Raw genomic sequence first — 14,373 nt, forward strand, 5'->3', positions numbered from 1 at the left:
ATGCGGACACTTATGACCATTAGAAGAACATTCCGCCGAATTTTCTAGCTTTTTTCCCGCTAACAGACATTTCTGTCCGCTAGAAAGTGGAAGTTGGCGAAACATGAGCGCTAACGGCCATCAGTGTCCGCATTATTAGGATCAATTCAAGCTCGACATACTTATCCACAATTTTATCTGGCTCATAATTTCCTAAAAAATGAACAAAAAGCCTGCCGGATAATTTCCAGCAGGTTTTCCCATTTTATTCTTAACGACACTTCTTTCTTTTTAATTAAATCGTATTGGAGATGATTGTTGCCATTCCGGCAATACTTATCCATACTCCCCAATGATCCCCGCGCCATAAGAAGAAACTGCCGCCCAGCACTCTTCAAAATGATCTCACTTAGAAAATCCAAGATACCCAGTAGCTCAATAAAACTAACGTGACGATAGCGGTAATTGGTATGACGATTATGGTCACCTTCAAATACTGCCCCCAGCTGATTTTTACACCGCCCTTCTTAATAATATGCATCCACATGATCGTAGCTAATGTACCGATTGGCAGCAGAAGCGAGCCGATATCACTGCCGATGACGCTTGCGAGATAGGAAATTTTCAGCGTCAGCGGATCGAGTCCCATATTCGTCAATGTCAGTGTTCCAACCATCAAAGCCGGATGATTGTTAAACAGGTTGGACAATATGCTAAGAAGGAGCCCCGTCAGTACGCTTGCTTGCAGCAGACTGCCGGCGACAAGCGGCTGCATGATCGTAATCAGCCATTCCGTAAGCCCAAGGTTGCTTAATCCGTAAATAATGACATACATAGCAAAAGCAAAGATAAGAATATACCATGGTGTTTTTTTAATCATATCGGTCGGAGGAATCTTCAAGAAAGTCCAGCGCCATGCGAGAAGGAAGGCGGATCCAAGGACAGCCATTATTGAAACTGGGAAGTGAAAGTATGAGGCGACGAATAAGCTGATGCGCACACAGAATACGAAAATAAGCACATTCCGCATAAACTTCGTGTTTATTTCTTTTAAATGGTCCCCTTTTAACGGATGTCCCCCAGGCATTAAGCTCCACTGCGCGACTTCTGGCAATTTTTTTGGCAATGTCTTATAGAAGATTGCAAAAAGGAGCAGCGTCAGCAGCACCAGTCCGAACGATGCGGGTATGAACATCATCGCTGTGTGCATATAAAGATCCATATGAACGATTTTAAGCGCAATTAAGTTAACGATATTGCTTACTCCGATCGGTGCACTGGAAGCTGTCGCTATAAGCGCGCCAGAAAGCAAATAGGGTATTTTTTGATGATTTTTAAGCCCCATGCTTTTAAGCAGCATTAATAAAATCGGTGTAGTAATTAGAATACTCCCGTCATTATTAACAAAGAGCGTCATAAGAAAACAAAAAAAGTTGGTTAACCAGAACAGCCTTATGCCAGACCCGCGTGCTTTCCTTAGTAAAATTTCGGCGGCCCAATGAAAGAAGCCAAAGCTTTCAAGTACAATCGCCATCACGATGGTTGCCATAATCGTAATCGCAGCTCCGCTTATCGTTTCTGTTATTGCCCCCAGGTCGGACAACGATACAGTACCCGTCAGCAGCACGATTAGAGCACCGGCAGATGCCGGTATAGCTTCGTTAATATTAGGTTTCCAGAATATAAATGCAATTGTAAGGAAAAAGGCACAAATAGTGATTATACCCATTAATTCATGCATACTTTAACCTCTCTTCATTTCTCTACTATCTCATTCTCCTTTCAAAGCCATATAATTGCCATGAAACAGGGAGATTTATTTCATAGATTCGCCTCCTTCTAATTTCCGCTAGAGATAAGATGTAATATATAGATATGTGCTGCACAAATAGCTCGTACTGGTCAATAACCCCAATTCTTTGAAAAATCATCTCCTATCATTTATTGATAGATATCCCCTATTGACATTTGCCAGCTATGAAATCTAGCTTTTCGCAGCTGTTGATGCGCGACAAAAACATTGACGCAGAAGCGCCGGTCAATTAACTGCCGACATACTTACAGTGGTGATGTTTGCAGGGTCTATTGCAATGCCCGCTCCCCTTTCTATTTCGCAAAAAAATATACCCCCTAGCGCAGCTTCAGCGGTTCCTTTTACGGGTTTTCCACTGTTTGCTTTAGGGGGTACACTCAATTCAATCTACTCACATAAGTTTTCACATTATTTTAACTAACAAATACAGGCGATATCCATGCAAATTGGTTGTTCGCTTGACGAATTTCTACATGATAAGCATCCGTCTCCAGCTCCTTCTCAGCATCTGTCCATTCTAAATGAACCTTGTACGATGTTTCGGGAACAGCGCGATGAATGAGTATAGCCTCAGAGTTATATGGTTGAATATGCATGGAGCAGGAGCCTTCAAGCAGCTCACCCAAACTAATTTGCTTTTCCATCCCGTTTGCTTCCACAGTAAGCGTAGTATCCTGGCCTCCTTCAATTTCCAGCACAACCGCTGCTGTCGCAGGATGCAGAGTCGAAGGATTCTGGAAGGTGGTGCAGGTCCAGGCAAGCACCGCTTCTGTCTGCTCGACAATTTGATTGCCGAGCTTGTTAATATTCGGATTTTCTCTCATGCCCGGTTCAGGCGCCAAGACGCTTTGACCGCGGAAGCAGCTGTCTGCCGACAGCAGCTTGCCGCCGCTCACTTGAGCTTTGGCGGTCCAGCTGTAGCCTTGCTTGGAATCGCCCCAGCCCAGCTCTACCCTCACTTTATAGGCTTGTTTGCCGCCGCTGTGAGTTGGCTGCTGTAAACTTTCCCCTGCGACTACCTTCCATGGCTTTGCATTTTTGTAGATCGTAACTTTATCAACATAATCGACGCATTCCGCATCCAGCACAATATGTCTTGGCTCAGACGTTTGAATACTGCTGCCCATCTCCGCTCCATTTATTGAAAACTGGCACGCAATTTTATCACCTGTAACCGCATAAGTACGGCCTGCTTTAATCGCTTCCCATATCGCTTCGCGCGTTTTCTCCTTCGCCCAGACAGCTGCACGCCCATCTCCGTATGAGCCTGGATAGCCTGCATGATGATCAGTAGAGCCGACAAAGCTGAACGTTTTGCCTTTCTTAAGACCAGCAATTACAGTATTGCGTGAATCCTTTGGTCCCATCGTATGATAATAGGGATAACTGCTTGAATCCGACATGCCGCAGCCATGCTTGGAAAACACTTCAACGATCGGAGAATAGTCGGAGCGGAACGCCTCCCAATTGATGCCGCGATAGCCTGGCGTATACCCAATGTGATGCGGTACTGCAATCACATCATAGGCAGCGAGCTTCTCCACCAGCTCTTGCGGTGAAGCAGCATATTGTAGCGGCAGCTCATCGTTTGGCGACAAAATATGATGATCGCCAAACTCGCTGGAATGAATTTCATAGCCTTGAAAGGTGACAAACTGATGCGCTTCATTGGCTGCTTGAACCTTGGCGCGAACCGCCTCCCAGTCTGCTTTCAATTTCGCAAATCCCTCGTTATGAAAATCAACCAAAAATGCCGTCGCATCTGTTCGCTCGGGCATATCCGGCCACATCGCATGTCCGATAATTGCGCAAAAGTCCAGCTGGCTTTGGGCTGCTTCAAGAGCATTGTTCAATTCTCCAAACCCATAAGTAATCCCGCAATGATTGTGCAGGTCTCCCCAAAATAACTTCATATGGTTTGCTCTCCTTTTTTCTCCTTAAAAATCTCTTATTTTTTGTCTAGCAATGCTAGTATTAAAACGACAGCTTCCGCACGAGTAGCAAGCTGATTCGGTGCGAATTGATTATTGCCCTTGCCTTTAATCAAACCAGCCTGTACAGCTGCAGCAATATAAGGCTTGGCCCAATCTGCAATCTGATCCGCATCTGCAAAAGTAATATCCGCTCCTTCTTCAAACGGCAAATTCAGCGCTCGAACGATAATAGCCGCAAGCTCCGAACGGGTAATCGCCTTGCCAGGACGGAAGGTTTGATCGCCATAGCCGCTAATAATGCCAGCTTCTATACTTTGGGCAATGTAGCCTTTTGCCCAGCCTGGAACATTTGCCGCATCGTTAAATGGCAATTCCTTATCGTCAGACTGCTCCATTTGCAGCGCTCTGCCCAACATGACCGCGAATTCAGCACGCGATACATTCGCTTGCGGACGGAAAGATTGATCACCGTAACCATTAACAATGCCTAATTTAACGGCGCGTTCAATGTCATCTAGGGCCCAGTGTCCTTTAATATCTTGAAGAATTGGCGGCTTCTCCTCACCGCTATTGTTGCCGTTGTTGCCATTGTTGCCGTTGTTGCCGTTGTTGCCGTTGTTACCATTGTTACCATTGTTACCATTGTTACCGTTGTTTCCGTTGTTTCCGTTGTTGCCGTTGTTGCCGTTGTTGCCGTTGTTGCCTTCGCCATTTCCATTGCCAGGCTGCTCAGGCTCAGTTTTTTTCATTTGATACACGCGAACCTCTGCATAAGAATTCCATTGGTTTACGGAATTGCCGTGGCCTGTTATGCGCACATAACGGGCTTCATGCTGTCTTAAATATGTTTTTTCAATGTCCAGGCTCTCTCCGCTGCTTTGACCCGAATAAGCTTTGTACCAGGTTTCACCGTCTAAAGATGTTTCAATTTCATACTTGAAGCTGCGCTCGTTGCCGCGAATAAAGGCAATGCCGACACTATTCACCGTTTTAGCCTCGCCCAAATCGAGCATAATCCATTGATCGCCTTCCGCTCCCCAATACGTGTTGAAGTCGCCGTCGATCGCTTTATCTTCCGTGTTCCCCTGTTCCGACTGCGATGCGCTCGCAGATACAGCTGCAATCGCCAATTCTATCAGGCTTTCATCCTCGCCGTTGTTCGGAACTAATTTGTAGTTGAATCGATAGACGCTCTTAATTTCCGGACTTTGCAAGGAAGAAACAATTACCTTTGTAACGCCTGGAACTTCAGCTGCCGGCGTAACTTGAACCTGATACAAAGACTCGTCGTACGTAATTGCCAGCTCAGGCACATCTGTATAATCGAGCGGCAAAGCAATATTATAGTTAAATGTCTGTTCCGCAAAGCCTTCTACGCCAGCGCCGTCCACACTCGCGCTTTGAATAACCGGAACGATCAAATCGCCGTCCGCAATATTCCATTCATCAAGAGCTGCAGGCGTCACCGTTGTATCGATATCCTCCGCATCGCCTACGATCGGAATCATCGTTACCGTTAAACGCATTTCCTTCACGCCGTCCAGCTTGACGAACAGCTTGCGGATGCCGTCATTCTGGTGCTGTTTCGCAGGATTTGGAGATTCCGGCAGCGGCTTCGCGTCCATCACTCCGAACCTAGCGGCAACCGGCGCACCGGAAGCATCGCGGGCATCACTATCGAGGCCTACCCACAGCTTTTCTCCACCCTTTGTGAAAATCGCTGATTGGCCGTCATCGCTTACTTCAATCTCGGCCTCTGTATGCATAAACCAATAAGCCGTCGAAGGTGTCAGGAACGTTGCCTCATCCTGAATGGTTGCTCTCATCCGGTTGGATGCCAGCATAACGCCTCGTCTTGCTTCGGATACTTGCTGGTTATAGGCTTCGGTTAAATTAGCAATTGCAAATCCGCCAAGCGGCTTGCTTTCTACCTTTTCGATCTTTGAGAAGGCTTTAATATTTTGCTGCGCGCCTCCGTCCGGGTTAATAACAAGCGTGTTATGGCCCTCCGGATTCAAACGGTAGTAAGTTAATCGCTCTTTTTCATAATTTGAATAACCCGGCAAGTTATAATCATCTTTGCCAAGATCAATCGCCCACTGCTGGCCAAGCGCCTCAAATACAAAGCTGCCGAGATCATAGTGGCCATGGCTCACAACATTATTGCCCGCTTTGAAGCCAAGGAAGCTTGCGGCAGGATCGTCCCATTTGCTTCTGAAGGTTGCAACCTCTGTCCCGCTGAAATATTGATCCGGCTCAAGTGTCTGATTCGGCATATAGAAGCTTGGCTCATACCAGAGCATTTCCAACTCCGAACCGGCATTTTTGTATTTTATTTTGTTGTCCAAATGAATCGAGGCGAGTAGTTTATCCTCATATTTCTTGGCGATCCAAAGCTCCTCCGCAGAGATCACCTTATTGTTTGAAGCATCGCCATAGTTCAGCGAGCCGACAGATCCGCTTAAGTATGTTGGGAAGTAAGCTGTTTTGTTAAAGCCTGGCGTCTGATCATAACCATAGCTTGTCCCTAGCGCCGTTTCCATGGACGCTATAAAGCGAACCATATACTCCAGTGTGTATTTCCAATAGCTAGGCCCCTCTGCCCATGCACCGTCCGGTGTAAATTCCAGCAAAATATAATCTTCTAGCGCATTGAATGCGATATCCAATATTTTGCTGCCGAATTGATGCATCGAAACCGTTTCTTTTGAAGGCAGCATAATTTGCTTATCGATGTCTCCTATAGCCATTAAAGCAAGAATGGTAGAACCGTTGCTTACCGCATTCCAGTTATTTGTTCTTGGATAGGTATGAATCCACCATACATTTTTATTGTAAGCCTCTAAAGATTTCACAAGCCCTTTTTGAATAATCGCGTCTTCAAGCAATTGTCGCTGTTCAGGCATCCACGCGTCATACAACCAGTCATAGGCAATCGCTACGCCTTCCATAAACTCTGCTGTATTCAAAAATTCATTATCTTCATTCCAGCTAGGGAATTGCGATACGGTATAAACTTCATCCCAAATGCGCTGCTTATACTGCTCCTTCTTAGCCGCATCATCACTCAAATGGTAGAGCATACCTAAATTAATGACGAGCGGACCGACCTGTCTGGAGCCGATCATACGTCTGCCGTCCGGCAAATCATCCGTCGGAACTGCCATAGCCAGATGCTTCTCACCCTGCTTTTGAATATCCGCAAACCATTTGCTTATCGTTGCTTCTCCGGCCCCGAGCATCGATTTGATTCGGCTGAAATCCGATGCCGTAGCTATAATTCTTGGATGTTGTGCATTGTTATCGATTAATTTGTCCATTGCCTGCTCGCCGCTTGGACGGTCATAAACGATTTGCTTTACTGCTTCCTCAATATAAAACTTTTCATTATTTTGCGGCTTAATATTTTCATCCACTTTATCCAGCGCGTCATTGAACGGCTGCGCATTGTCGCCTATTACGATAAGCCCTCTGCCTTTATAGTCTGTATAAGCCTGCTTTTGCAAAATGCCTGCAGCTATTTCTAGCGGCACCATAACCTCGCCTGTCATGAACGAGATATTTGAAGATGGATGTTCTACACCCGCGATAACAGCGCGTTCCTTCTCCACCTCATTTTGCACGCCATTAACTTCTACACTGGCGCTCTCACCGTTAATTTGCACATCTACGCCAAACAGCTCGCCAACTTTACGCAGCGGCACGACAATCGTACCTTCCACTTTTTGCGGTTTAGTTTGGTCGTTGAACATACCATTCATTTTGACATTATCCATTAATGCATTCGAATTGTTCAGCATCATCGCCAAAGAGCCAGCCAAGCGATCTGTCACGGAAATGCCCAGGTCATTATCGAAATTCATCAAGGAGTCCGGCTGCTGAAGATCCGCCAGCTCTTCCATCGTCTTCAGCTCCGTGCCTTCATAGACACGCATATTGTCAAGCAGAGTGGTAAAGTGCTTGTCGCCTGCCGCATCTGGCTGCAGGCTAGCTGTAGCAGATCTTTTAGCACGAACTCTGAGATAATTTATACCCGCTGCTTGATTGCTGTTATTGATTGCAATCGAATCCAGCTTTTTTACTCCGTCTACATACACAGATACCGTTGTCGCGCTTGCCTCCACATTCATCGCAAAGGAAAGCCTGTACCATTCATTCGCTTGCAGCGGCACCTTGCCCGTTCCAACCTTCAGCACGCCATCTGCGCCAATGTTTCCAAGTGTGATGCCTTTATTAGCGCTATCCTTTATTTCTATAAACCTGCCGCCATTTGTATCCAGCAGCTTGATATCGAAGTCAAAAATAAGCTGGCCTGTCAAATCATCCGCTCCAAAACGCTTGGCCAAACCTACATCGGGCTGCTCGGCAGCCACGGTTTCTTCAATGCGAAGCGACGCGCTAGTGCCATTCGGAGCCGTACTTTCATTATTCAAGGCGCCGCTTGTGCTCTTCACCTCCGCAATGCCTGTCATTTCAAAGCCGCTCGGCGGAGCCCCTGTTTTCGTATAATCCTCAAAATCCTGATATAAGTGCACTGCGATACTCGCTGCTGAAGCTGCAGGCGGCAAGGCGCCCAAAACTCCGCTGAAGCCTAATGCAAAGCATAGCAGCAAGCTGATTTTTTTTACCCAAGTTCTTTTTTGTCGCATCCTAATTGCTCCTCTCAATCTAGTTTGCTAATGCGCATATCGTTATCCTTTATTGCAACTTGGTAACGCTCACCATACAAAAATTCGAAAATGCCATCTCCCGCTTCGATCATCTGAACATTGGGATGCCCTTCCCCTTGATAAGGAATAAGTACCGTCAGGAACGAAGCTGTGCCATTGTACGAGTCTTGGAAGCGGACTCTAGTAGACGGTCTAGCAATATCGTTAATATCAGACAGCCTTCCCGGCAGAAAATCTGTTTTCCCCTGATCATTCGTTATAATGGCAAGATTTGCGATATCGCTTTTGGCGATAACTGCATCCGAGCACTCCCTAACATCCGTGAAATCAAGATGGAAATAGCGCTGAACGCTATGTCCCTCCAGTCCTTCTACCCAATCCGCCACGACAAGGAAGCGGTTATCTACAAGCGAAATATGGCGGTGGTGGATGACTGGCTCGTAATTCATATGGTAAGCGCTTGCGAGCTGATAGAAGCCTCTGTCTTCTACCTTGTAAATGGCTCCTGTTTTCTGAGGGCCATAGCCAAATGAGCTAATATATTCAAAATGGTCCCGCTCATCGATAAGCAGAGTAGAGTGATAATTGGAGCTTTTAAATTGCTTGCGGTCCTCATCATCCCTGTAGCAGAAAATGCCGGGATCGCAAACCATATCCTTGCCGAGCGCTGTAAAGTCAAAGCTCATTAAATCGATATGGGCGTGAAAATTTTGAATCGGGCTTCTGCACGTGAACAGAAAGCTAAGAGCCTGCGAATCCCAGCCGCTGCGGATAATCGCTTGATGCAAGGTACGATTCCAAAACGTTGTCTGCTTGTCGCACTCAAACTGCTTGCCCTGCAAAGATCGTAAATCCTCCACGAATTGCTGCACATCCAGCGCGCGCCATACATGCTTGCTTGCCTCCTGCATAATCTCGGCCGGATCAATCAAGTTAGTGGCAAGCCCGAGCCAAGTCATATCATCAAGCGCAAAGTATCCATAAACGCCGCCCATAATAGCTAGATTGTTGGCGTGTGAATCCCCGACCGGTACGCATTTTCCTGTAGGCCTTAACGAATAAATCGAATAATCCAAGTTATTCTTGAACCGCTCCGTATACGAATCCGAGAACTGGAAGCCGAAGCGCTTGGCCAGCACTACCGCAAGTCCGAACCAGAACATGCAGCCATTATGATAGGACGGGCAGCCCTCGATTTGTCCGCCATCCTCCGTCAGCTGCGCCTCGCAGCATTTTTCAATGCCATCGATTGCAAAGGCCTTCCATTCATCCGCTTCTTTAAGCTCCGGGAAATAAAGCGCTGTTGTCAAAATGCCCAAGCATTCCATCAAATAATGATTATGATCCGCTTTTGGCCATAACTGCGGCGAAACTTTGCGTAATATTTTAATTTGTTTATAGACAGCGGTTACATATTTCTCCAAAACTTCCTCTGTGAACAGCTCGGTATGCCCCAAATGCTCCAGCAAAAGCGGCCACGTCTTATAAGCGCGAATGCCTAGCTCCAGCGCTCGCAATGGATGGCACTGCGAGTAATAGTCCAGCGGCAGATCGATCATATCTTCCGTAATATTAACGGTCTTAGTCCAATCCAGCATCTCCTCTATTACTTTGCGCCCATACTTTTCTTCCTTCGTCAACGAGTAAGCTTCCAGCAGCTCCTGCCAATAGTTCATGCGGTTCAGCTGCCATAAAAATTCGTTATCATTATGCCTGCGTTCCAGCCAATTTGGCGGATTGCCGACAAATTCCCTTACGCCGCCAGTACCAGGGAGCTTGATCATTCCTTTTAAGGAAAGCTCAGCATTGTCGATCGTCTCCCGTACTAGCTCAGGCATATGGCTGGCAATATAAGCTGCCTTTGCATCCATCGGTTCAAGCCGCGAACGCAAATTGGCCAGCAGCTCCGATGTCGATATCGGCTCCTTCATCCATGCTTGAATGCTCATTTTTTCATCTCCTTATTCGAGGATAAACGGCTCCGCCGTCCTTTGGACAGTCGCGTTTACCGATGAAATATAGGAACATGTATAAAGTGAAAACTTATACTTTCCTACATTTTCAAAAAGACTGCAAACCTTTCAGCATCATTGCTATATTGCTAATGAATCGCCTTAAGTTTGCAGCCCATTCTACTGCCTGTTATTGCTTCATTTCAGCTACGTAACGGTCATAAGCAGCTTGGTTGATTTCTACCAGACGACCCGCGCCAAGCTTCTCAAGCTCTTTTACGAACGCCGCATGGTCTACCGGCTTAGCACCCAAAATCCATTGCTGTCTTGTTTCTACAATATAAGTGTCTACTTTAGGCGTAATCTTCTGGATTTCTTTTTGCTCTTCCTCTGTAAATTTCAGAACAGGATACTTATCCATAAATACATTGTTTTCTTTGTATTGATTAATACCTTCTGTTGCCAAAGGCAGCGTCCATTGCTCTTCATAGAAGTAATCCTGCTGGAATCCAAAATTAGATTGTGCTCCTGTCTCACGAATAACATCCACAGGCGCTTTGTCTGACTTCAATACTTTATCTGTAAAGATCGGCTTGCCGTCTACCATCGTATACGTATCGCCCTCGATGCCGAAGTTCGCCATACGTCGTCCTTCTTCTGAAAACCAGAAATCAAAGTACTTAATCGTTGCTACCGGATCAGGATTGCTGTGGGAAATTCCCCAGCCGTAGTTTTTAGCACGGTCGCGCTTGGACGGCTCTTTCACTTTGCCGTTAATGTCGGCAGGAGGAAGCATAGGATCGAAACGGAAGCCTTCGATTTTGCCATCCAGCTGATCGTTATAGTTGCCTGTAGAAGCAAAGAAATCATGCGTCAGACCACCGACATTGTCAGCAAGCAAAATATCTCTCGCTTTGCTGCCGCGGGTAAAGATTTCCTTGTCGATCAAGCCTTCTTTATACCATTTCGCCATATTCGTCATAGCATCGCCATATTCCGGCTCAAGCGGCCCATAAATGACTTTGCCGTCGAATACGCGGTAATCCAGGAAACCGTTCCAAAGCGCCATCAAGCCTTCAATGCCGATTGACGTATTTCTATGGAAAAAGCCAACCTCGTCTTTTTTGCTATTGCCGTTCGGATCATTGTTTACGAATGCAGTCAGTACATTGTATAGATCTTCAACTGTTTTTGGCTCTTCCAGGTTCAGCTTTTCAAGCCAATCCTTGCGGATAAACCAGCCTTTTTCAGCTTCGCCGTCCGCAATAAAAGGAATGAACCAAATATTGCCTTCATTATCAGACGCCGCGCTCCTTACGTCCGGGTTCTCGTCAAGAAACTTTTTCAAGTTAGGCGCATGCTCATCAATCAGCTTGTTAAGGGATTGAAACGCACCTTCAGGTCCATATTGCAGGAAGTCCTTGGACAATGCCTGCATAATATCGGGAATCGAGCCGGATGCGATAACGATGCTGAACGTCTCGCTGAAATCAGCTACCGTGCTTGGCAGTGTTCCTTCCAAAGTAACATTCGTCAATTCCGCCGCTTTTTTAAAAATCGCCCAATCATTTTTAAATACGCCTGAATCCTTCGTTCCCATATGAACCGTCAGCTTCAACGGCTTTTCAGAAGCCAAATAAGGGTTAGCGTTTTCGCTTCCTTGCACATCAGCAGACTGCGTCGGCTTTGGTTCGGCATTTTTTGGCGTTGACGAGCATGCTGCAAGCGCTCCTGCCAATAATGTTGTTGCTGCAAGTACAATAACTAATTTTTTTATTTTCATATATAACACCCCGTATTTATAATGTAGTTTTCCTTCACAATGGCTTCCTTAATAACGCTAAACAAATTACCGAATCGTCACTTTTGTTATCCTTTTACCGCGCCAACCAGCATACCTTTAATGAAATACTTTTGGATGTATGGATAGACAAGCACGATCGGCAATATTGAAACTATTATCGTAGCATAAGTTACGGTTTCTGCCGAGACAGTAGATGTAAAATCTAGCGCTGCAGCAAACTCCGATTGGATGTCGTTTTCTACGATCATCTTTTTCAATAATACCTGAAGCGGAATTTTATCCATATCCGTCAGCATGATCATCGACCAGAAGTAGCCATTCCATCGCTCAATTGCATAGAAAAGACCAACTGTTGCGAGCGCCGGCTTCACTAGAGGCAAATATACATGCCACAGCACATGCAGATCATTACCGCCGTCCACCTTCACCGATTCCTCCAGCTCGTCAGGCAGCGCTTCAAAGCTTGTACGAAGCAAAATCACTTTAAAGGCGTTGCTTGCAAAAGCGATAATAATGCCCGTTCTTGTATTAAGCAGCCCCAAATCTCTAATTGTCAAATAAAAAGGGATCATGCCCGCGTCAAACCAAAGCGTCAGTGTAACAAAAATCGTAAACCATTTCCGTCCTCTTAACCGTCTTTTTGATAGCGCATAGGCGCCGCATATCGTTAAAAACATCGACACCGCGGTTCCTACAACGGTATAAAAAATCGTATTGCCGTATGCCGTCCATATTTCTGGATTGCCCAGCACCTTCTTATAAGCATCCAATGTGAACCCTTTTGGAAACAGAAGCACTTTGCCTGTTACTACATGATAAGGCAAGCTTATGGATGCAGATAATACATATACGAAAGGATAGAGCGCGGCTATCGCCATAATGGCCAACAAAATATTGTTGACGATTTTAAATGCTTTTTCTCCTCTTGATTCAATCATATCGATCACCTACCATAAGCCTGCATTAGTTACTTTTTTACTCCATTTATTAGCCAATACTACTAATACGAGAGCTACAACAGAGTTAAACAACCCTACGGCTGTAGCAAAATCATATCTTCCGTCAATGAGACCGGAACGATATACATAAGTGCTGATGACGTCTGCCTTCTCATACGTCGCCGGCTGATAGAGCAAAATAATCGTCTCATATCCAACACTTAGCAAACTTCCGATTTTCAAAATAAACATAACGACAATCGTAGGCAGAATGCCCGGCAAAGTAACGTGGATAATCTGCTTGAACTTATTAGCCCCATCCATTTTAGCCGCCTCATACAGCTGAGTATCGATTCCAGCGATAGCTGCAATAAATACAATCGAGGCAAAGCCCGTTTCTTTCCACAAATTCATAATGGTATAAATGCCCCTGAAATAATCCGGATTCGTTAAGAAATATACACTCTCAAAGCCCAGCTTTTCCAGCACTAAATTAATTAACCCGCTTTCCGGTGACAGAAAGGTCGTCACAATTCCCGCAATGACGACAACCGAGACAAAGTGCGGCAAATACGTTAGAGTTTGCACCACTTTTTTAAAGGTATTGCGAGTAACCTCGCTGATCATAATCGCCAAAATAATTTGTGCCGGGAAGCAAATGATAAGTCCATACAAGCTAATGATGACGGTATTTTTAAATACCCGCAAAAAGTATTCGCTTCCAATAAATTCAGTAAAATACTCAAAGCCGATCCATTTGCTGCCGCCTATTCCTTTAAATAAGCTAAAATCCTTAAATGCAATTTGGATTCCCCACATGGGCAAATACTTAAAAACTAAAAACCACAGCAGAAATGGAATAAGTAAGTAGTACAATATTCGGTCTCTAAATATATCTCTTTTCAAATTTCTGAAGTACATGCCAAGCTTTCCGTCAGACCCTCCCTTTTTTAAATTCGGAGATGGTTCAATAGATGCTTCTATTTCGTTTGCGCTGCTCATGCTCATGTCTCACCTCCTGCTGTTTGATTTGCTGCTTGCTCAATCGCTTGCTTATTTGAATCGTATAGGAGAGCGGATGAAAGCGATATCTTTAATATTTGTCATGATCCCTGTTTTATTGATTTACGACCAAAAAAGAGGATTCGCATTCCGTTTTGATGATGAACAAAAAATCGATATACATCGCCGTAAACCGCTCTAAAAGCGCTTTCTGCAAGGGTTTCAGCGAGGTCAAAAAATGAGGATGAGGGCTAATTGTTAGATTATGTTTTTGAAGAAAG

The 14,373-nt window shown here is 45.3% G+C and carries 8 protein-coding genes; 1 reads left to right on the forward strand and 7 read right to left on the reverse strand.

Annotated elements, in window-relative coordinates:
* Positions 1-388: 388 nt before the first annotated feature.
* The 7 genes from ACRRU2_RS17570 to ACRRU2_RS17600 form a co-directional block, all read right to left on the reverse strand.
* Complete coding sequence (locus ACRRU2_RS17570; RefSeq protein ID WP_432503623.1) at positions 389-1,720, reverse strand: arsenic transporter; 1,332 nt, start codon at positions 1,718-1,720, stop codon at positions 389-391.
* Between the two features lie 485 nt (positions 1,721-2,205).
* Positions 2,206-3,705 (reverse strand): DUF3604 domain-containing protein, encoded by a 1,500-nt coding sequence (locus tag ACRRU2_RS17575; protein WP_331697275.1) that lies wholly within the window; start codon positions 3,703-3,705, stop codon positions 2,206-2,208.
* Between the two features lie 35 nt (positions 3,706-3,740).
* The gene (locus ACRRU2_RS17580; protein ID WP_432503625.1) at positions 3,741-8,375 is read right to left on the reverse strand and encodes an S-layer homology domain-containing protein; all 4,635 of its coding nucleotides are present in this window, start codon (positions 8,373-8,375) and stop codon (positions 3,741-3,743) included.
* Between the two features lie 14 nt (positions 8,376-8,389).
* The gene (locus ACRRU2_RS17585) at positions 8,390-10,345 is read right to left on the reverse strand and encodes an alginate lyase family protein (protein WP_331697277.1); all 1,956 of its coding nucleotides are present in this window, start codon (positions 10,343-10,345) and stop codon (positions 8,390-8,392) included.
* 193 nt (positions 10,346-10,538) lie between these two features.
* Positions 10,539-12,131 (reverse strand): extracellular solute-binding protein, encoded by a 1,593-nt coding sequence (locus ACRRU2_RS17590; RefSeq protein WP_331697278.1) that lies wholly within the window; start codon positions 12,129-12,131, stop codon positions 10,539-10,541.
* 86 nt (positions 12,132-12,217) lie between these two features.
* Positions 12,218-13,090, reverse strand: a complete 873-nt coding sequence (locus tag ACRRU2_RS17595) for a carbohydrate ABC transporter permease (RefSeq protein ID WP_331697279.1) — start codon at positions 13,088-13,090, stop codon at positions 12,218-12,220.
* 9 nt (positions 13,091-13,099) lie between these two features.
* The gene (locus tag ACRRU2_RS17600; RefSeq protein WP_331697280.1) at positions 13,100-14,098 is read right to left on the reverse strand and encodes an ABC transporter permease; all 999 of its coding nucleotides are present in this window, start codon (positions 14,096-14,098) and stop codon (positions 13,100-13,102) included.
* On the opposite strand from ACRRU2_RS17600, the gene ACRRU2_RS17605 reads away from it, so the two are divergent.
* Positions 14,097-14,294 (forward strand): hypothetical protein, encoded by a 198-nt coding sequence (locus ACRRU2_RS17605; RefSeq protein WP_331697281.1) that lies wholly within the window; start codon positions 14,097-14,099, stop codon positions 14,292-14,294. The two genes, ACRRU2_RS17600 and ACRRU2_RS17605, sit on opposite strands and share 2 nt — an antisense overlap.
* Positions 14,295-14,373: the final 79 nt, after the last annotated feature.

This window comes from Paenibacillus sp. GXUN7292, from assembly GCF_050864975.1.
Lineage (GTDB): Bacteria > Bacillota > Bacilli > Paenibacillales > Paenibacillaceae > Pristimantibacillus.